General features: G+C 72.4%; 16 protein-coding genes. 6 read left to right on the top strand and 10 right to left on the bottom strand.

Annotated elements, in window-relative coordinates; translation table 11 throughout:
- Position 1: 1 nt before the first annotated feature.
- The gene (locus ACIWVC_RS30005) at positions 2-163 is read left to right on the top strand and encodes a DUF1266 domain-containing protein (protein ID WP_396452722.1); all 162 of its coding nucleotides are present in this window, start codon (positions 2-4) and stop codon (positions 161-163) included.
- On the opposite strand, the gene add is transcribed toward ACIWVC_RS30005, so the two are convergent.
- Complete coding sequence (gene add / locus ACIWVC_RS30010; protein WP_396454856.1) at positions 160-1185, bottom strand: adenosine deaminase; 1026 nt, start codon at positions 1183-1185, stop codon at positions 160-162. The genes ACIWVC_RS30005 and add overlap by 4 nt on opposite strands.
- 93 nt (positions 1186-1278) lie before the next feature.
- Between add and ACIWVC_RS30015 the strand changes: the two genes are divergently transcribed.
- Entirely contained in the window at positions 1279-2253 is a 975-nt protein-coding gene (locus ACIWVC_RS30015; RefSeq protein ID WP_396452718.1) for a helix-turn-helix transcriptional regulator, read from the top strand.
- 25 nt (positions 2254-2278) lie between these two features.
- On the opposite strand, the gene ACIWVC_RS30020 is transcribed toward ACIWVC_RS30015, so the two are convergent.
- From ACIWVC_RS30020 to ACIWVC_RS30030, 3 genes are all read right to left on the bottom strand, one after another.
- Positions 2279-3196, bottom strand: a complete 918-nt coding sequence (locus ACIWVC_RS30020) for an SDR family oxidoreductase (protein ID WP_396452716.1) — start codon at positions 3194-3196, stop codon at positions 2279-2281.
- A gap of 83 nt (positions 3197-3279) precedes the next feature.
- Positions 3280-3426 carry a GPGG-motif small membrane protein gene (locus ACIWVC_RS30025; protein WP_165959128.1) on the bottom strand — a complete coding sequence of 49 codons (147 nt, stop codon included), beginning with the start codon at positions 3424-3426 and terminating at the stop codon, positions 3280-3282.
- A 262-nt stretch (positions 3427-3688) separates the two neighbouring features.
- Positions 3689-5878: an anthranilate synthase component I gene (locus tag ACIWVC_RS30030; RefSeq protein WP_396454857.1), complete on the bottom strand. Its 2190-nt coding sequence runs from the start codon at positions 5876-5878 to the stop codon at positions 3689-3691.
- Positions 5879-6083: 205 nt separating this feature from the next.
- Here ACIWVC_RS30030 and ACIWVC_RS30035 point away from each other — a divergent pair, with 205 nt between their 5' ends.
- The 4 genes from ACIWVC_RS30035 (at position 6084) to ACIWVC_RS30050 (ending at position 10045) form a co-directional block, all read left to right on the top strand.
- Complete coding sequence (locus ACIWVC_RS30035) at positions 6084-6641, top strand: VOC family protein (RefSeq protein ID WP_396452712.1); 558 nt, start codon at positions 6084-6086, stop codon at positions 6639-6641.
- A 195-nt stretch (positions 6642-6836) separates the two neighbouring features.
- A complete protein-coding gene (locus ACIWVC_RS30040; protein WP_396452711.1) occupies positions 6837-7082 on the top strand; it encodes a DUF3311 domain-containing protein in 246 nt (81 codons plus the stop codon).
- 3 nt (positions 7083-7085) lie between these two features.
- Positions 7086-8696, top strand: coding sequence for a monocarboxylate uptake permease MctP (gene mctP, locus ACIWVC_RS30045; RefSeq protein WP_396452709.1), 1611 nt, complete (start codon positions 7086-7088; stop codon positions 8694-8696).
- A gap of 155 nt (positions 8697-8851) precedes the next feature.
- The gene (locus ACIWVC_RS30050; RefSeq protein ID WP_396449039.1) at positions 8852-10045 is read left to right on the top strand and encodes an acyl-CoA dehydrogenase family protein; all 1194 of its coding nucleotides are present in this window, start codon (positions 8852-8854) and stop codon (positions 10043-10045) included.
- A 283-nt stretch (positions 10046-10328) separates the two neighbouring features.
- Here ACIWVC_RS30050 and ACIWVC_RS30055 read toward each other — a convergent pair whose 3' ends face one another.
- From ACIWVC_RS30055 to ACIWVC_RS30080, 6 genes are all read right to left on the bottom strand, one after another.
- Complete coding sequence (locus ACIWVC_RS30055) at positions 10329-10982, bottom strand: TetR family transcriptional regulator (RefSeq protein WP_396449040.1); 654 nt, start codon at positions 10980-10982, stop codon at positions 10329-10331.
- Between the two features lie 71 nt (positions 10983-11053).
- Positions 11054-13948, bottom strand: coding sequence for a M36 family metallopeptidase (locus ACIWVC_RS30060; protein ID WP_396454858.1), 2895 nt, complete (start codon positions 13946-13948; stop codon positions 11054-11056).
- 580 nt (positions 13949-14528) lie between these two features.
- Positions 14529-14966 carry a hypothetical protein gene (locus ACIWVC_RS30065; protein WP_396449042.1) on the bottom strand — a complete coding sequence of 146 codons (438 nt, stop codon included), beginning with the start codon at positions 14964-14966 and terminating at the stop codon, positions 14529-14531.
- A gap of 255 nt (positions 14967-15221) precedes the next feature.
- Entirely contained in the window at positions 15222-16451 is a 1230-nt protein-coding gene (locus tag ACIWVC_RS30070) for an acyl-CoA dehydrogenase family protein (protein WP_396449043.1), read from the bottom strand.
- Positions 16452-16542: 91 nt separating this feature from the next.
- On the bottom strand, positions 16543-17526 hold the full coding sequence (locus ACIWVC_RS30075; RefSeq protein WP_396454859.1) for a glucosyl-3-phosphoglycerate synthase: 984 nt from the start codon (positions 17524-17526) through the stop codon (positions 16543-16545).
- A gap of 154 nt (positions 17527-17680) precedes the next feature.
- A partial coding sequence (locus ACIWVC_RS30080; RefSeq protein WP_396454860.1) for an ImmA/IrrE family metallo-endopeptidase occupies positions 17681-18391 on the bottom strand: 711 nt, incomplete at its 5' end.

Here is an 18391-nt window from a genome sequence, read left to right on the forward strand (position 1 = left end):
GGTGTACACGTCGTGGGGGGCGTTCTCCGCCGGGTACGTCCTCGGCCGGATGCTGCGGTTCGACGAGGGGGAGTTCGGCGAGTGGTACGAGCGCTCCCTCGCCGGCCACCGCATCCTCGCCGAGGACCCGGACAGCCCGTGGCGCCGGATGGCCTGGGGCTAGAGCAGGGCGTCGATGTCGCCGATGATCGCCTTGCGGTCCCGCTCGTCCAGGGACGAGGCGACCACGGCGTTGCGGGCCAGCGCCGCGAGGTCCTCGCGGCCGAGCCCGAACACCTCGGCGGCGACGCGGTACTCGCCGGTCAGCGTCGTGCTGAACATCGGCGGGTCGTCGCTGTTCAGCGTGACGAACAGCCCCTCCTCCAGCATCCGCGGCATGGGGTGGGCGGACAGGCCGGGGACCTGCCCGGTGCACACGTTGGACGTCGGGCACACCTCCAGGGGCAGCTGCGTCTCGCGCAGGTGCGCGACGAGGCGCGGGTCCTCCAGGCAGCTGATGCCGTGCCCGATCCGCTCCGCGCGGAGGCCCTCGACGGCCTCCCAGATCGTCTCCGGCCCGGTCATCTCGCCGGCGTGCGGGAGGCTGCGCAGCCCGGCGGCGCGGGCGGCGGCGAACGCGTCGCGGAACGCGTCCCGGTGCGGCGGGCGCATCTGCTCGATGCCGCCGATCCCGAACCCGACGAGCGCCTCGGGCGGGTGGGAGAGCGCGTGGTCGATGGTGCCGCGCGCGCCCTCGGCGCCGAACTCGCCGGGGATGTCGAAGATGTAGGCGACGCGGATGCCGAGCCGGTCGCGGGCCTCGCGCACGGCGTGGTCGAGGGCCTCGGTGATCGCCGGCATCGGCATCCCGGCCCGCTGGTGGGTGTACGGGGTGACGGTCAGCTCGACGTACCGGACGTTCTGCGCGGCGAGGTCGCGGGCGACGCCGAACACGAGCGTGCCGACGTCCTCCGGGGTCCGGACGAGGCTGGACACCGCCTCGTACACCTCGGCGAAGTGGGGGAAGTCGCGGAACTCGTAGAAGGCGCGCAGCTCGCGCTCGTCCACGGGGACGGGCCCGTCCGGGTGGCGGCGGGCAAGCTCGAGCACGGTGGGGACGGAGGCGGAGCCGACGAGGTGGACGTGCAGCTCGACCTTCGGGAGGGCGTCGATGAACGCGTGGATGGATGTGGTTTCGGTAGGCACGCCCGCGAAGCTAACAGCCGCCGCGCCCGTCATGACAGGCAAAGACGCCGAATCTAACGTGAAAACGTCAGGAACGGGCGGCAGGATGGGTCCATGCGCGCGGCCCGGCTGATCTCCATGGTGCTCCTCCTGCAGTCGCGGGAGGCGATGACGGCGGGCGAGCTGGCCCGCGAGCTGGAGGTCTCGGAGCGCACCGTGTACCGGGACATGGAGGCGCTGTCGGCGGCCGGCGTCCCGGTCTACGCGGACCAGGGCCGCGGCGGCGGGTACCGCCTGGTCGGCGGCTACCGGACGCGGCTGACCGGCCTCACCCGCGAGGAGGCCGAGGCGCTGTTCCTGTCCGGGCTGCCGGGCCCGGCCGGGGACATGGGGCGCGCCGGGGCGCTGGCGTCCGCGGAGCTGAAGGTCCTCGCCGCGCTGCCCGCCGCGCTGCGGGACGCGCCCGCGCGGGCGAGCCAGCGGTTCCTGCTGGACGCGCCGGGCTGGTTCGGCGAGGCCGGGCCGCCGCCGCTGCTGCGCGAGCTGGCCCGCGCGGTGTGGCAGGACGAGACCGTCGAGCTGCGCTACCGCCGCGGGGACGCCGAGGTCGTGCGCACGGCCGAGCCGTACGCGCTCGTCCTGAAGAACGGCGTCTGGTACCTGGTCGCGCGGGTCTCCGGCAGCTTCCGCACCTACCGCGCGGACCGCGTCGCCGCCGTCCGGCCGGACGGCGGGGTCTTCGACCGGGACGAGGCGTTCGACCTCGCCGCGCACTGGCGCGCGGAGGCGGCGGCGTTCGTCCGCTCGATGCTGCGCGAGGAGGCGACGGTGCGGCTCTCCCCCGCCGGGATGCGGCTGCTGCGGTACGCGGTCGAGCCGCACGCGGCCCGCCGGGCGGCCGCGGACGCCGGGGAGCCCGACGAGCGCGGCTGGGTGGTGACGACGCTGCCGATCGAGTCGGTGCCCGTCGCGGCGTCGGAGCTGCTGCGGCTCGGCGCGGAGGCCGAGGTCCTCGCCCCGCCCGAGCTGCGCGCGCGGATGGCGGACAGCGCCGCCCGCATGGCGGAGCTCTACCGGCGGCCCGGCTGAGCCGCCACCCACCGCGGGCGGGCCGCTACCGGTACCCGGTGGTGTCGGCCGGGCGGTCCGCGTGCACGACCTCCGCCAGGTAGCGCCACATGTCGGGGCGGCTGCCGTCGGTGTCGGTGAAGCCGTAGACCTGGGCGAGCCCGCCGCTGGACAGGGAGCGCCCGTTCCAGCGGGCCCGGTCCGGGTCGGCGGCGAGCGCCGCGACGGCGCGGCCGACGAAGGCGGGCGACTCGGCCATGGCGAAGTGCGGATCCTTGGCGGCCCCGTCCCGCCAGTCGGCCTCGGTGACGCCGAAGTGCTCCAGCATCGCCTCCGAGCGCAGCCATCCCGGCGTCAGCGCGACGGCGGCCGCCCCGTACGGCGCGATCTCCTCGGCCTGGGCGAGCGCCATCCGTATCACGGCGTTCTTGACGATGTCGAAGAAGTAGCCGCACTCCCGGCGGTACTTCGCGTTGTACTCGGCGGTGCCGTCGGTCATCTCGACGACGAGCCCGCCCGGCTCGCGGATCAGCAGCGGCAGCGCGCAGTGGCTGGTGATCGCGTGGGTGTCGAGGGCCAGCCGGAACATGCGCAGGCCGTCCTCCAGGGACTGCTCCCACAGCCGCTTCCCGAACTGGAAGAGGTGGTCGGAGCCCCAGATGTCGTTGACGAGGACGTCCAGCCGGCCGCGTTCGGCGTCGATGCGGCGCACGAGCGCGGCGACCTGGCCGGGGTCCAGGTGGTCGACCCGGACGGCGATGCCCTCGCCGCCCGCCGCCGTCACCAGCTCGGCGGTCTCCTCGATGGTCTCGGGACGGCCCATCTCCGATCGCTGCGACCGGGTGGACCGTCCCGTCACGTACACGGTCGCGCCCGCGGCGCCGAGCTCGGCGGCGATGCCGCGGCCCGCGCCGCGTGTGCCGCCCGCGACCAGTGCGGTCTTTCCTGTCAGTGCACGGCTCATGGGGACGATGCTGGCACCGAAACCTGACAGTTCACGTCAGGGTTTCCGTCCCCGCCGCGTTCTCGGGGGTTGGTGGGGTCGGGTCAGGTGAAGATGCTCACCCCGCCGGGGCCGACGAGGAGTCCGACGACGATGAGGACGATGCCCCAGAGGAGATCGCGCCGGGCGAGAATGACGTAGATGCCGGCGATCACCAGGATCACCGCGATGAGCCACAGGATTGTCATCATGGCCCCCGGCGTCCCCCCGCAGGATGCCAAGAAACCGGAATGATGTTACGGGTGACCGAAATCTCCGTTATGGGCGGGGAAGGAGACGGTGCTCCTTCCCCGCCTGGGATAACGGCGGTCACCGCGTCGCGATTGCCACGGCGCGGTGTGGCCGGGACCAAGTCTTCCGCCCCGGCCGGGGCCGGGGCATCGGTCTCAGGGCCGGTTCCGCGCACCCGCTCCTCGTGCTTCGGAAGTAGGACCGCTCGGCGTCCGGAATGGCTCAGGCACGCGGACGGCTCAGCCGGAGCACGTTGGCGACGATCCGGCGCCCGGCGCCGCCCGCCGCGGTGAGGATCGACTCCGGGTGGAACTGGACGGCCCAGCGCCGCCGCTCCGGGGCCTCGATGGCCATCACGACGTCGCCGGTCAGCGCGGTCACCTGGAAGCCCTTCACCCGGTCCGGCGTCGCGTGCAGCGAGTGGTAGCGCGCCGCGGTGAACTCGTCCGGGAGCCCCTCGAACAGCCCGCCGCCCGTGACCTTCACCCGGCCCGGCTTGCCGTGCGACGGCTCGGGCAGCAGCGCCAGCTCGCCGCCCGCGTGCTCCACCATCGCCTGCAGGCCGAGGCACACGCCGAACACGGGGAGGTCCCGTTCGGCGAGGGCGTCCAGCAGCGCGCGGGTGCCGAAGTCGTCCGGACGGCCCGGTCCGGGCGACAGCACCACCAGGTCGGGGGCGTGCTCGTCCAGCATCCGCGCCGGGAACCCGTGCCGCAGCGTGACCACGCTCGCGCCGTGCTGCCGGAAGTAGTCGGCGAGCGTGTTGACGAACGAGTCCTCATGGTCGACGAGCAGCACCTTGAGGCCCTCCCCCGGCCGCGGCGCCCGCGGCGCCTGCGCGGGCTCGGTCCCGCCCGCGCCGCGCTGGGACGCGGCGAGCGCGCCGAGCAGGGCGCTGGCCTTGAGGTGCGTCTCGCGCTCCTCCTCGTCGGGGTCGGAGTCGTAGAGCAGCGTCGCCCCCGCCCGCACGGTCGCCACGCCGTCGCGGATCTGCGCGGTCCGCAGCGTCAGGCCGGTGTTCATCGACCCGTCGAAGCCGATGCAGCCGACCGCACCGCCGTACCAGCGGCGCGGCGAGTCCTCGTGGTCCTCGATGAACTGCATCGCCCACGTCTTCGGCGCGCCGGTGACGGTGACCGCCCACATGTGGGTGAGGAACGCGTCGAGCGCGTCGAAGCCGGGGCGGAGCCGGCCCTCGATGTGGTCGACGGTGTGGATCAGCCGGGAGTAGATCTCGATCTGCCGGCGGCCGAGGACCCGCACGCTGCCCGGCACGCAGATCCGCGACTTGTCGTTGCGGTCGACGTCGGTGCACATGGTCAGCTCGGACTCGTCCTTGGCGGACGACAGGATCGTGCGGATCTGCTCGGCGTCCTCCAGCGCGTCCGCGCCGCGCCTGATCGTCCCGGCGATCGGGCAGGTCTCCACGCGGTCGCCGGTGACCCGGACGAACATCTCCGGCGACGCGCCGACCAGGTACTCGCCGTCGCCCAGGTTGAACATGAACTCGTACGGGGCCGGGTTGGTCTCGCGCAGCCGCTCGAAGAACGCGGCGGGCGAGTCGCACCGCCCGTACATCGCGTGGCCGGGCGTGACCTCGAACAGGTCGCCGCGGACGAACTTCTCCTTGGCGTCCCGCACCATCCGCGCGTACGCGCCCGGGACCGGCTGCGGCGGCAGCTCGGCCGGCGGCGCCGGGGCGGGCGTCGGCTCGGTCCGCCGCGGCAGCCCCGCCGTGCTGCGCGGAGCGTCCCGCCCGCCGGGCGAGCCGATCTCGAAGTCGTAGGAGATGCGGTGGGAGGTCTCGCGCTTGCGGTCCACGACGACCATCTCGTCGGCGAGGTGCAGCACGAGGTCGCGCTGGTCGGCCGGCCGCTCCAGCCGGGTCCGCAGCGGCTCGAACTGCAGCGACAGGTCGTAGCCGAACGCCCCGTACAGGCCGAGGTGCGGGTCGTCGCAGCCGAACAGGCCGACGACGGCGCGCAGGGCGGTGAAGACGGTCGGCTGGCGGCTGCGCTCCTCCTCCGCGAAGAACTCCTCCCCCGGCGGAACGAACACCTCGAACCGGTCCGCCTCGTCCGCCCGGACCTCGCCGGCGTCCCGCAGGACGGCGGCGACGGCGGGCAGCACGACCCGGCCGCGGTCGTTGAGGGCGCGCACGGCGACCGCGCGGCCGCGCGCGACGATCTCCAGGCAGGGGTCGACGTAGGCCATGTGCCAGCGGCTGTAGCGGCCCGGATACTCCATGCCGGAGCTGAGCACGCCGCCGCGCCGCTCGCCCACGGCGGCGACGAGGGCGTTCAGCACGCCGGACTTGCGCTCGGGGTCGACCGGCACGGCGGTACGGGTCACCCGTACCCCCCCGGCCGTGACGAACTCGCTGGTCAGCGGCTGCTGTGAGACGGTCTCCACCGCGGTGGCCCCTCGTGTCGGGCCCTCGGCCGGGCGGCGCGCATGGAAGAACGACCGCCGGTGAGGGCGGTCGCCTGGTCTAGAGCATGCACGAACCGGCGCCGCCTCAGCGGCGCCACCACCACCGGGCGGCTGCGGTTCGCATGCGGCGAGGCTACCATGGACCCCGGCGCAAGGGACTGCTTACATCACCGGAGCGGCGGCCATGACCAGGAAGAACACCGAGTTCGAACTGCGCGGGGTCAACCACCTGGCGCTCGTCTGCAGCGACATGAAGCGGACGGTGGACTTCTACGAGGGCGTGCTCGGCATGCCGCTGATCAAGACCATCGAGCTGCCGATGGGCTGGGGCCAGCACTTCTTCTTCGACTGCGGCGGGGGCAACGCGCTCGCGTTCTTCTGGTTCCCGGACGCGCCCGGCCCGGTCCCCGGGGTGTCGGCGCCGAAGAACCTGCCCGACCGGGGCGAGCTGCTGTCGGCCGTCGGCTCGATGAACCACATCGCCTTCGACGTGCCGCCCGAGCGCATCGAGGAGTACCGCGACCGCCTGATCGCCAAGGGCATCGACGTCGGCGTCCTGCTCAACCACGACGACAGCGAGTTCGGCGTCGCGCCGGAGAACCACGAGGGCGTGTTCGTCCGCTCCATCTACTTCAAGGACCCGGACGGCATCCTGGTCGAGTTCGCGGCGTGGACGCGGGAGCTGAACCTGCCGACCGACGTCCGGCACGAGCCGAAGACCGCCGCCGACCGGACCGTCTGACCGTCCCCCGGCGTCCCAGCCTGGCCCTGACCTGCTCCTCGCCGCCTGGAACGATCCACCCGAGTCGTGCCGTGACCGAGATCACGCCGTGATCGTCGGGCGTGTAGTCTCACCCGGCTGCTTGACCGGGCACGGTCCCCGTTTCGCGATCCGGACGCGGAGCCGTGCGCGACGCACGACGAGGAGGACTCCCCCTTGACTCCCGACAACCCGAAGGAACCGGCCTCGACGGAACCGCCGCCCGCCGCACGCTCCGACCGGAGCGCCTGGTACTGGCTGCTGCTCGTCCCCATCGTGGTCCCGCTGCTGACGTTCCTGTTCAACAGCGACTCGCCGCGGCTGGCCGGCTTCCCCGCCTTCTACTGGATCCAGCTCTCCTTCATCCCGCTCGGCGTCGTCTGCACGTTCGTCGTCTACCAGATGACCAAGAATCGAGGCTGAGCGATGGCGAGCGACCACATCACCGAAATCGTCGTATTCACCGTGCTCTTCCTGCTGGTCAGCGGGATGGGCTTCGTCGCCGCCCGGTGGCGGCGCCCCGACACCATGCACAGCCTGGACGAGTGGGGCCTCGGCGGCCGCAGCTTCGGCAGCTGGATCACCTGGTTCCTCGTCGGCGGCGACCTCTACACCGCCTACACGTTCGTGGCCGTCCCGGCGCTGGTGTTCGGGGCGGGCGCGGCGGGCTTCTTCGCCGTCCCGTACACGATCATCGTGTACCCGCTGGTGTTCCTGTTCCTCATCCGGCTCTGGTCGGTGTCGCACGTGCACGGCTTCGTGACGCCGGCCGACTTCGTCCGGGCCCGGTTCGGCTCGCCGACGCTGGCGCTGCTGGTGGCGATCACCGGCATCGTCGCCACGATGCCCTACATCGCGCTGCAGCTCGTCGGCATCGAGGCCGTGCTGAAGGCGATGGGCGTGAACGGCCACTGGCCGCTCATCATCGCGTTCGTGATCCTCGCGGCCTACACCTACCAGTCCGGGCTGCGCGCACCGGCGCTGATCGCGTTCGTCAAGGACGTGCTGATCTACCTGGTCATCATCGTCGCGGTGCTGTACATCCCGGCCAAGCTCGGCGGCTGGGGCGACATCTTCGACTCGGCGAAGGCCAAGTTCGACGCGACGCCCGCGCCCGGCGACGGCATCACGATCGCCGGCAGCGGCCAGCTGAACTACGCGATGCTCGCGCTCGGCTCGGCGATGGCGCTGTTCCTCTACCCGCACAGCGTCACCGGCGTGCTGGCCAGCCGGAACCGCAACGTGATCAAGCGGAACATGGCGGCGCTGCCCGCCTACAGCTTCGTGCTCGGCCTGATCGCGCTGCTCGGCTACATGGCGATCGCGGCGGGCGTGAAGCCGATCGTCACCGACGGCAAGCCGGACGCCAACACCGCCGTCCCGGTGCTGTTCGACCACATGTTCCCGGACTGGTTCGCCGGGGTGGCGTTCGCGGCCGTCGGCATCGGCGCGCTCGTCCCGGCGGCGATCATGTCGATCGCGGCGGCGAACCTGTTCACCCGCAACATCTACAAGGAGTACCTGAACCGGGACGCCACCGAGAAGCAGGAGGCGACGGTCAGCAAGCTCGTCTCGCTGATCGTCAAGGCCGGCGCGGTGGCGTGCATCCTGGCGCTGGACCCGCAGTTCTCCATCGACCTGCAGCTCATCGGCGGCGTCATCATCCTGCAGACGCTCCCGTCGGTGGGGCTCGGCCTGATGACGCGCTGGTTCCACCGCGGCGCGCTCATCGCCGGCTGGGCCGGCGGCATGATCGCGGGCCTGTGGATGCTGTACCAGATCCCGAACCCGGCGAAGGGCAAGGAGCACTTCGGCGGCTCGGCGTACTCGCTGAGCGACCTCGGCTTCGACACGAAGATGACGATCTACGCCGGCATCCTGGCGCTGGCCGTCAACGTCGCGGTCGCGGCCATCGGCACGGTCGTCTGCCGGGCGGCGAAGCTGGCGGACGGCGCGGACGCGACCCGCGCGGACGACTACTTCGCCGACGAGGGCGACGCGAAGGTCAAGGAGCTGGACCTCAGCGCCGCGACCTGACCCCGCCCGGCGGACCGATCCGCACCCGGCGGCCCGCGGCGGCGCTCCCCCGAGCGCCCGCCGCGGGCCGCCCCGCGCGGATTTCCGCCCGGCGGCCCTTGCGCACCCGTCCCCGGTCCGCGACAGAATGCGATTCTGGTGACCTGGGAGGGATCATGAGCTTCGAAGTGCCCGCGTCCGTCCGCCCGCTGCGCGACGCCGTCCACGCCTTCATGACCGAGCGCGTCGAGCCCGCCGAGCCGGTGCTGCGCGCGGGGGGCGGCGAGGCGGACGAGCTGCTCGCCGGGCTGCAGCGGGAGGCCAAGGCGGAGGGCCTGTGGGCGCTCGGGCATCCGAAGGAGCTGGGCGGCGGCGGGCTCCCCTTCCTCGACTACGTCTACGTCAACGAGGTCCAGGGGCGCAGCGAGTACGGCCAGCTCGCGCTCGGCACCTACACGCTGCAGGACTCGCTGATGCTGCACAAGCACGCCAGCGGCGCGCAGCGCGAGCGGTTCCTCGAACCGCTCGTCAAGGCCGAGATCAACCCGAGCTTCGCGATGACGGAGCCGGGCGTCTCCAGCTCCGACCCGACGCAGCTCACCACGGCCGCGACGCTGGAGGACGGCGAGTGGGTGATCCGGGGCCGCAAGTGGTTCACCACCCTCGCCAGCAGGGCCGCCTACACCACGGTCATGTGCCGGACGGAACCGGAGGGCACCTCGCCGTACCTGTCGTTCAGCATGATCCTCGTGCCGACGGACACGCCCGGGTACACGATCGTCCGCGAGACCCCCGTCCTCGGCCTGGACGGCGCGCACTGCGAGGTGCTGTACGACGAGGTGCGCGTCCCCGAGTCGAACCTGCTCGGGCCGCGCGGGCACGGGTTCGTCATCGCGCAGGAGCGGCTCGGCCCCGGCCGCATCTTCCACTGCATGCGCTTCCTCGGCCAGGCGCAGCGCGCGTTCGACCTCATGTGCGCGCGGATGCACGACCGGACGGCGTTCGGCGAGCCGCTGCACAAGAAGCAGCTCCTCCAGCAGCACGTGTTCGACTCCTACGCCGAGATCCAGGCGTCCCGGCTGCTCACCCTGCAGGCCGCGCACAAGATCGACTCCGGGGACCAGGCGCGGGTGGAGATCGGCGCGATCAAGGTGGTGGCGGCGCGGATGCTGCACAACGTCATCGACCGGGCGATCCAGGTGCACGGCGCGGAGGGGCTGACCGACGACACGCCGCTCGGCCACATGTACCGGCACGCCCGCGCCGGCCGGATCTTCGACGGCCCGGACGAGGTGCACGTGACGACGACCGCCCGGCGCATCCTCAAGGAGTACGGCGAGGGCCGCAACTGGGAGTTCGGCCTGCGCTGACCCGCCCGCCCGAGGGCGCCCGCGCGATCACGCCGGGGCGCGGCCCGTCAAGGCCCGCGGCCTGACCGGAGCAGGCCACCGGCGCTGCCTGCGGCTTCGCCGGTGGCCGGATCAGGCGCCGGGGCACGCCAATCTCTTAGGTTACTTTCCTAGCCATTGGCGCGCCGGCACCGGCCCCCGCCGGCTCCCCCGATGCCTGCGGAGAGCGGGGGAGCCCGGCCTCACCCGCGGCTACTGGCACCTCCTGCGGTAGCCCGGGAACGCCGGTGGCCCGGCCGTCTCCTCAGCGGACGGCCGGGCCGTCCGCCTCCCCGGGGCCGCGCACGCCGGACGCGGCGGCCGGCAGCCCGCCGAGGACCAGGTCGACGAGCCCGTCCACGACGGCCTCGCGCGGCACCTCCTCGGCGTGGTCGAGCCACCAGTCCCCGGCGGTCTGCACCATGCCGACGATGGCGTGCCCCCACACGTAGGCGCGGGTCCGGTCGGTCATCTCGCCCTCGGCGATCATCACCTCCGCCAGCTCCCGGCTCACGTCCCGGATCATCGTGCTCATCGCGCTGTGCGTGGCGGTGTCCTCGGCGCTCGCCCGGTGCATCAGGAACCGGTACAGGTTGAGGTTCTTGGAGATCGTCGCCAGGTAGGTGTCGATGGTCGACCGGGTGCGGTCGCGGATCGGCTCGTCGCGGGAGAACTCGTCCCGGATGCCCTCGATCAGCTTGCGCGTGTGCCGCTCGGCCAGGGCCTGGTACAGGCCGCTCTTGTCGCCGAAGTGGCGGTACAGGATCGGCTTGCTGATCTCCGCCTCGGCGGCGATCGCGGCCATCGACGCCTCCGGCCCCTCCCGCTGGATGACCCGGTCGGCGGCCTCCAGCAGGGCACGGCGACGGCCGGGGTCGCGGCGCGGTCCGGACCCCGGCCTGCCCGCCGTGTTCGTCATGACAGAACGGTATCGGGGGTGTTACCCATCGACAACACCGCCCTGCCCCGGCGGCTCCCGCGGCTCCCGGGCTACCGGGCGAACGCCTGGAGCTCGGCCGCCCGTACGACGCCCGCGAACGGGCTCGCGGTGCCGCAGTCGGTGCTCGAACGCGGGTCATTGTCCTGCTCACCCGCGTACGCCGGCGCACCGGTGCACTGGCTGGACACCACCTGCAGCCGCAGGTGCGTCGCCTTCACGTCCCGCAGGTTGAACGACCGCAGCGTGATGTCGGGCGCCGTCGGACGCGGCCGGTCGGCCGGGAACGCGTCGTCCGGGCTGGTGTAGACGGTGCGGTACCCGGCGTCCTGCGAGCAGTCGGCGCGGGTGGCGTCGCAGGCCAGCAGCCGGAAGGCGCGCAGCGCCGTGAACCGGTTCTGCGCCGAGTTCGCGCCCTCCGGGTCGGAGGCGACGGACGGCCGCAGCATCGCGCTCACCTGCACCCGCCCGACCCTGACCGGGCGGTCGCCGGCCAGGTCGACGGTCACCTGGCGGCCCGCCACCGGGGCCTGCACCGACTGCCAGTCGGTCGCCTCGGTCTCGTCCAGCAGCGCCTGCTGGGACGCGCCGTCGCCCGCGGCGGTCGCGCCGTTGGCGGCGGCCGCCTCGTTGCGGGGCATCGCCACCGCCAGCGTCCGCCGGTGCGCGCTGATCGTCGCGGTGAACCGCTTGTGGCCGAAGCCCTCGCCGACCGCGACGAACGAGTAGCGGCCGGGCGTGATGGCGAAGGACGCGCCGAGCGGGGTCGCCGGGTCGGTGTCGGCGACCGGCACGGCCCGCGCCTCGTAGTCGCCGACGTAGAGCCGGACCTTGCCGCCCTTCGCGTCGCCGGCCGGCTTCAGCGTCACATGGGCGTCGCGCGACATCGGGGACGCGAAGCTCGGCCGCGGGTCGGGGTCGGCGGGCCCGTTACTGGCCGCGTCCTCGCCGAGGCCGTGCTGCGCGAAGACCTTCCACATCATGGCGTGGTCCCGGCCGCCGAAGCGGATGGTGTCGGCGGCGAGCAGGGCGTTGCGGTGGTCGACGTAGCTGACGGCGCCGGAGGCCATCAGCAGCAGCGCGTCGAACGACAGCTGCGCCCAGCGCCGGTTGCCGGGGCACTTCTCGACCGGCACCCTGCCCTCCGCGCACTTGCGCTGGAGGGAGGGGCTGCCCGACCCGTACCGCTTCACGAACGCCTGCCGCACGTCGAACTGGGTCGCGGTCCAGATCTCGCCGTCCGCGTGGACCTGCGTGCCGACCAGGTCGTAGCCGAGGTCGCCGTAGTTGAGCGGGCTCTTGCTCATGTCGTAGTTGCGGATTCCGGACCGCGGCTCACCGGTGACGTAGGCGCCGGTGACGTACGGGGTCCGGCCGGGCGCGCGGAACCCGTACTCGTTGAGGTACTCCATCGCGAACAGGTCGGAGGTGCTCTCGTTCATGGCCCCGGCCTGGGGCCCGCTCCACCCGGCGTCCGGCCCGGCGATCATGCGGCCGGAGATGGCGTGGGAGTACTCGTGCCCGATGACGCTCATGTCGAAGTCGCCGTCGACGCACGGCGGGTAGAACCCGCCCGCGATCGGCTGCCACAGGTACATGTTGCTGATGGCGGGCGTGCCGTCGGGCGGCGTGATCTGGTTGGCGTTGTCGCGGACGCTCGCGATCCTCGCCCCGGCCTGGGCGTTGCCCTGCTCGGGGTCGCCGCCGAGGCCGCCGCGTCCGCCGTTGTCGGCCTGCATGTTCCACGCCGTCTCGGTGAACCCGAGCCGGTAGGACCAGTCGTGCATCCGGTTGTGCTGGACGAACAGGTTCGAGATGGCGGCCTCGACGTCCGCCTCCTGCGGGCTGTCCATCGTCGCCGGGTCGCACTTGCTCTCGAACCACTGGTTCGCCCAGCGGTACCTGTAGTTCCGGTCCGGCTTGGGCGCGTTGGTCCGGGTGCCGACGGAGAACGGGTCGCCGTTCGCGCGGTTCTCGTAGGTGCGCGCCGAGTTCCCCAGGCTGGTCGTGGTCGAGGCGCCGGTCGCCGGGTCGGCGTCCCAGGGGCGGCCGCTGGACGGGTCGCCGCCGGCGGCGTACCGGCAGCCCAGCGCGGGCGCGAAGCACCACGTCTCCCGGGTGTCGCGGGACGAGTAGTCGCCGCGCGGCGTCGCCGGGAAGACCGACCAGCGCGGGTCGTCGCCGTCGTGGTCGACGAGGTTCTCCCGCACCAGGACGGAGCCGCTGCGCGCGTCGACGTAGGAGGTGACGGCCTTCGGCACGGAGCCGGAGCCGTCGATGAGCGTGACCTGGTAGGCGCTGCGGACGCCCTCGGCGGTCGGGACCGCCACGAGCCGGACCTTGCGGGCCGCCTCGCCGGAGACGGCGATGCCCGCGTCCCGCCCGGCCGCGGCCACCGCGTCCTTCTCCGGCAGCGTGGCGGGCGCCGGCGCGGCGTCGTCGCGCGCGAGGGTCGAGGTCACCGACACGACCTCGCCCTCGCTGACGCCGACCGCGACGAGCCCGTCGTATCCGGCGGGCAGGTCGCCGAAGCGCTGCCGCAGCAGCACGGCCGCGCCCTTCCCGATGGGGTTGACCGCGACCTTCTCCAGGGCGCCGACCGCGTCGGCGTCCAGGCCGAACAGGTCGCGGTGACCGGCGAGGTAGGCGCGCGCCGCCTTCTCGGGGTCGGCGGGCAGGCCGCCAGCGAGCGGTTCCGCGTCGGTCACCGCGGCGGGTGTGCCGAGCCTGTTCCACCGCACCTGAACCCCGCGCGCGGCGCCCTGCTGGCGCTTCGTGGGGGCCAGATGGCCGGTGCGGGCGTCCTTGTCGGGCAGGTCGGGACGGTCACCGGGGGGCTGGGAGCGCGGTGGCGGTGGTGCGGCCCGTCCGGGGACCGCGAGGCCGGCGGTGAGGAGCGTTCCCGTGGCCGCCAGTGCGGTCACGGTGATCCAGCGTGTCCTGGGCACCATTGCCTCCTGGAGGCGGGCCGGGGGGCGGCCCGGTCTCTGGGTTCGGCCGGATGATCAACCGGCCGAACTAGAGACAAGCAGCGCACCAGAAGCGCAACTATGGCGAGTTATCACGTTTCGGACATGCGAACGCCGGTGGTTCTTCGCCCTTGACAGCGCCCCCCATCCATGGGTCAGGTGCCCGGCGGCCCGGCTCCGCCCGGTCCCGGCGCTCCCGCCCCGGCGGACCGCCGTGGCCGTCGTCGGCCACGCCCCCCGACGTCAGCGGACGGGCGGCCCGGTGGCACGTTCCGCGTTCATCAGAGCAGGATGACGAGGACCAGGACCAGAACGGCAAGCCCGAGGCATGCGGCTGCCAGCCCCCACACCAGGTAAGGCCGCCTGTTCGCACTATCGGGCAGGCGGGCAGGGGATCCGTATGCCGGCCCCGGATGGCCGTGGACCGTGTCCCAGGAGATGTTCGGCCAGGAGCCTGATGCCCCCGTGTCACCGGCCTGGGCTCCCCCGGAGGGCTGCGCTTGACCTTGATCTCCGCCGTCGGCAGTCACAACCGGCTCACCCGCCTTGGTCGGTCGCACTAGAGAGACCAGAGATGGAGTGCCCACCCGACCATCTCCGCGGTCAGGAACGCCAGCCCCGCGGTGAAAGTGCGGTGCATTCTCCGGAGTTTGCGATCGTTCCCATCCGCCCAGTGCTCGAAATCGGATGCCATATTACGGCGCATCTCATCGAGGCTGAACCCCTGATCAACGGCACGGAGGAGCTGCGTCGGCCGGGAATGAAAACGCCAGTGCCATATGGGGGCCACGATGACCAGGGAGCACGCCAGGACGCCCGCCGTCGCCGCCGTGGCGAGAACCGCCGCCCAGTCGAACGAGTCCCTGTCGACGCTCGAACCGCCGAGCAGCGAGGCGACCAACGTGGCGGCCGCGGTCAGCGTCGTGGCGCGAGAGCGAACGTTGTCCAGGCGGGCCTGTTGCTGCACCAGAGCGCGCAATGCCTCGTCGAAGACCAACCTCAGCCGTTCGTCGGGACCTGGCTCCACCGGCACAACACTGCCGTCGCCCCTGCATGGATGCAACAGCCTCTTTCGGTCACTCGCATAACGGCGTATCACTTCATGACCGCCGGCCTATTGCGCCGGAGCGACCGAACGTGCGCCGGTCCAAATGCCCGATGCCGTCCGCGTTCTTCTCAGTGCGGCGCCGCCGCCGGGCCGCGGCCGCGAGGCCGGGCGCCTCGCCGGCGGCCCGGCCGTTCGCGCGGGTCCCTATCTGACGGGCAGGCCGGTGATGGTGCGGCCGATCACCAGGCGCTGGATCTCCGAGGTGCCCTCGAAGATCGTGAAGATCTTGGAGTCGCGGTGCATGCGCTCGACCGGGTACTCGCGGGTGTAGCCGTTGCCGCCGAGGATCTGGATGGCCTCCTCGGTGACGTACACGGCCATCTCGCTGGCCATGAGCTTGGCCATCGAGCCCTCGGCGTTGGCGAACTCCTTGCCGGTGCGGGCCATCCAGGCGGCGCGCCACACCATGAGCCGGCTGGCGTCCAGGCGGGTCTTCATGTCGGCGAGCTTGAAGGCGATGGCCTGGAAGTCGCCGATCTTCTTGCCGAACTGCTCGCGCTCCTGCGCGTACTGCAGGGCGTAGTCGTAGGCGGCGCGGCCGACGCCGAGCGCCATCGCGCCGACGGACGGGCGGGTCGTCTCGAACGTCTTCAGCGCGGCCTGGCCCTTGGAGCTCTTGCCCTCGCGGGTGCGCGCGATGCGCTCGTCGAACTTCTCCTTGCCGCCGACGATCAGGTGGGACGGGATGCGCACGTCGTCGAGGATCACCTCGGCGGTGTGCGAGGCGCGGATGCCGTGCTTCTTGAACTTCTGGCCCTGCTTCAGGCCGGGGGTGTTCGGCGGGACGATGAAGCTGGCCTGGCCGCGGCTGCCCAGCTCGGGGTACACCGAGGCCACGACGACGTGGACGTCGGCGATGCCGCCGTTGGTCGCCCAGGTCTTGGTGCCGTTCAGCACCCACTCGTCCTTGGCCTCGTCGAAGACGGCGCGGGTGCGGATCGAGCCGACGTCGCTGCCGGCGTCGGGCTCGGACGCGCAGAACGCGCCGAGCTTGATGTCGTCGGGGGTGCCGAACATCTGCGGCACCCACTCGGCGGTCTGCTCGGGGGTGCCGACGGCGGCGACGGACGCGGCGGCGAGGCCGGTGCCCACGATGGACAGGGCGATGCCGGCGTCGCCCCAGAACAGCTCCTCGAACGCCACCGGGATGCCGAGGCCGGTCGGCTCCAGCCACTGGGTGGCGAAGAAGTCCAGCGAGTAGATGCCGACCTTGGACGCCTCCTGGATCAGCGGCCAGGGCGTCTCCTCGCGCTCGTCCCACTCCTCGGCCGCGGGTCGGATGACGTCCTTGGCGAACTCGTGCACCCAGTCCCTGACCTCACGGACGTCCTCGCTGGGCTCCAGGGAGAACGGCGTCTGCTCCGCGCTCGTCATGATTAATTGACCCTCTCGTCCAATATCGCTGTTACCCACGGTAGCACCATTCGGCGTTACCGCGGGTAACACGTGGGGGGAGTCACAGGGGCTAGCGGCGCCCCGGCGAGAAGGAGCGGGCGGCGGCGTAGCCGGGCACCTCGATCATCGGCGGCCGCTCCCCCACCGCGACGTCGGTGGTGCGGGCGTCGTGGCCGGCCGGCCCCCGGTGGAACCGGGTGAGCGCGGTGGACGGGGCCTCCAGCGGGACCATCCGGCCGTGCCGCTCCAGCCGCGACCACGCGGTCAGCATGATCTGCCCGGACATCGCGCCGAGCGCCTCGGTGGACTGGTGCGCGTGCACCCGCCGGCCGAGGTCGACCTGCGCGATCGCGTCGAGCCCGGAGTCCTGGTAGACGTCCAGCAGCAGGCCGAGCTCCACGCCGTAGCCGGTGACGAACGGGAGCCGCTCCAGCAGCGCCCGCCGCCCCGCGTACTCGCCGCCGAGCGGCTGCATGACCCCGGCGAGCAGCGGCCAGTGCATGTTGATCAGCGGCCGCGCGACCAGCTCGGTGACCCGGCCGCCGCCGCCCTCGACGCGGCTCCCGCCGTCCATCAGCGGGCGGTCGTAGCAGCCCTTGACGTAGCTGACGGACGGGTCGGTCAGCAGCGGGCCGAGCAGGCCGGTGACGTAGGACGAGCTGAACTCGCGCAGGTCGGCGTCCACGAACACCAGCAGGTCGCCGGACGTCGCGTACAGCGACTTCCACAGCGCCTCGCCCTTGCCCGACAGGCGGCCGTACCCGGGCAGGACGGCGTCCTGCGCCACCACGTCGGCGCCCGCGGCGGCGGCGACGGCGGCCGTCCGGTCGGCGGAGCGCGAGTCGACCACGAGGATCTCGTCCACCAGCGGGACCCGCTCGACCAGGTCGGTCCGGATCGCCGCGACGATCGCGCCGACCGTCGCCTCCTCGTCCCGCGCGGGCAGCACGACGCTGATCGCGGTGTCGCCCTTGGCGTCGAGCAGGAGGCGCGGCGGCCAGTCCTCCGCCGTGCTCGTGCGGCGGGCCAACCAGGACGCGACCTCGGGCAGCACGCGCTCTCCCCTCCCCTCTGGGCCGTCCCGGCCCGGACGCCCCACACCTACAGGGAACGCCAGATCCTCCCAGATCATTCACCGCCGGCACGGGCCGGGACGAAACGACCCGAGAAGTTGACGCGCGCGCAACACACCGGTCATTCGGCGGCGTTCATTCGGCGGCGTGCCGGTCGAGGAACTCGTAGACGTCGGCCTCGTCCACGCCGGGGAACGCGCCGGGCGGCAGGACGGACAGGACGTGCGAGTGCGCGCGGGCCGACGGCCACGCCATCCCCTCCCAGCGGTCCGACAGCTCCTTCGGGGGCCGCTGGCAGCAGTCGCCGTCCGGGCAGGCGGACTTGACCCGCCGGGTCGTCTCCCGGCCGCGGAACCAGCGCGAGTCCTCGAACCGGACGCCGAGCGTGATCGCGAAGTCGCGCTCGTGGCTGGGGTCTATGTGCGACAGGCACCAGTACGTCCCGTTGGGGGTGTCGGTGTACTGGTAGTAGACGGAGAAGCGGTCCGCGGCGCCGAACACGTGCCGCCCGGCCCACTCCCGGCACATCCGCTGGCCCTCGATCGCGCCGTCCTCGTCCTGCGGGAACGCCAGGCCGTCGTTGGCGTACGCCTTGTAGATGGTGCCGTTCTCGTCGTTCTTGGTGAAGTGCAGCTGGAGGCCGAGGTGGTGGGTCGCGACGTTGGTGAAGCGGTGCGCGGCCATCTCGTAGGAGACGGAGAAGACGTCGGCGAGGTCCTCCACCGACAGCTCCCGCGCGGCCTTGGCCTCCTGCAGGAACGGGACGACGCTGCGCTCGGGCATCAGGATCGCCGCGCCGAAGTAGTTGGCCTCGACGCGCTGGCGCAGGAAGTCGGCGAAGTCGCG

The sequence above is a fragment of the Actinomadura sp. genome (genome assembly GCF_044508335.1).
Taxonomy (GTDB): domain Bacteria; phylum Actinomycetota; class Actinomycetes; order Streptosporangiales; family Streptosporangiaceae; genus Spirillospora.

Bases quoted from the DNA above. Each gene is read 5' to 3' on its own strand.
- ACIWVC_RS30015 (WP_396452718.1), top strand. From the start codon at position 1,279: ATGCGCGCGGCCCGGCTGATCTCCATGGTGCTCCTCCTGCAGTCGCGG.
- ACIWVC_RS30020 (WP_396452716.1), bottom strand. From the start codon at position 3,196: ATGAGCCGTGCACTGACAGGAAAGACCGCACTGGTCGCGGGCGGCACA.
- ACIWVC_RS30025 (WP_165959128.1), bottom strand. From the start codon at position 3,426: ATGATGACAATCCTGTGGCTCATCGCGGTGATCCTGGTGATCGCCGGC.
- ACIWVC_RS30035 (WP_396452712.1), top strand. From the start codon at position 6,084: ATGACCAGGAAGAACACCGAGTTCGAACTGCGCGGGGTCAACCACCTG.
- mctP (WP_396452709.1), top strand. From the start codon at position 7,086: ATGGCGAGCGACCACATCACCGAAATCGTCGTATTCACCGTGCTCTTC.
- ACIWVC_RS30050 (WP_396449039.1), top strand. From the start codon at position 8,852: ATGAGCTTCGAAGTGCCCGCGTCCGTCCGCCCGCTGCGCGACGCCGTC.
- ACIWVC_RS30055 (WP_396449040.1), bottom strand. From the start codon at position 10,982: ATGACGAACACGGCGGGCAGGCCGGGGTCCGGACCGCGCCGCGACCCC.
- ACIWVC_RS30070 (WP_396449043.1), bottom strand. From the start codon at position 16,451: ATGACGAGCGCGGAGCAGACGCCGTTCTCCCTGGAGCCCAGCGAGGAC.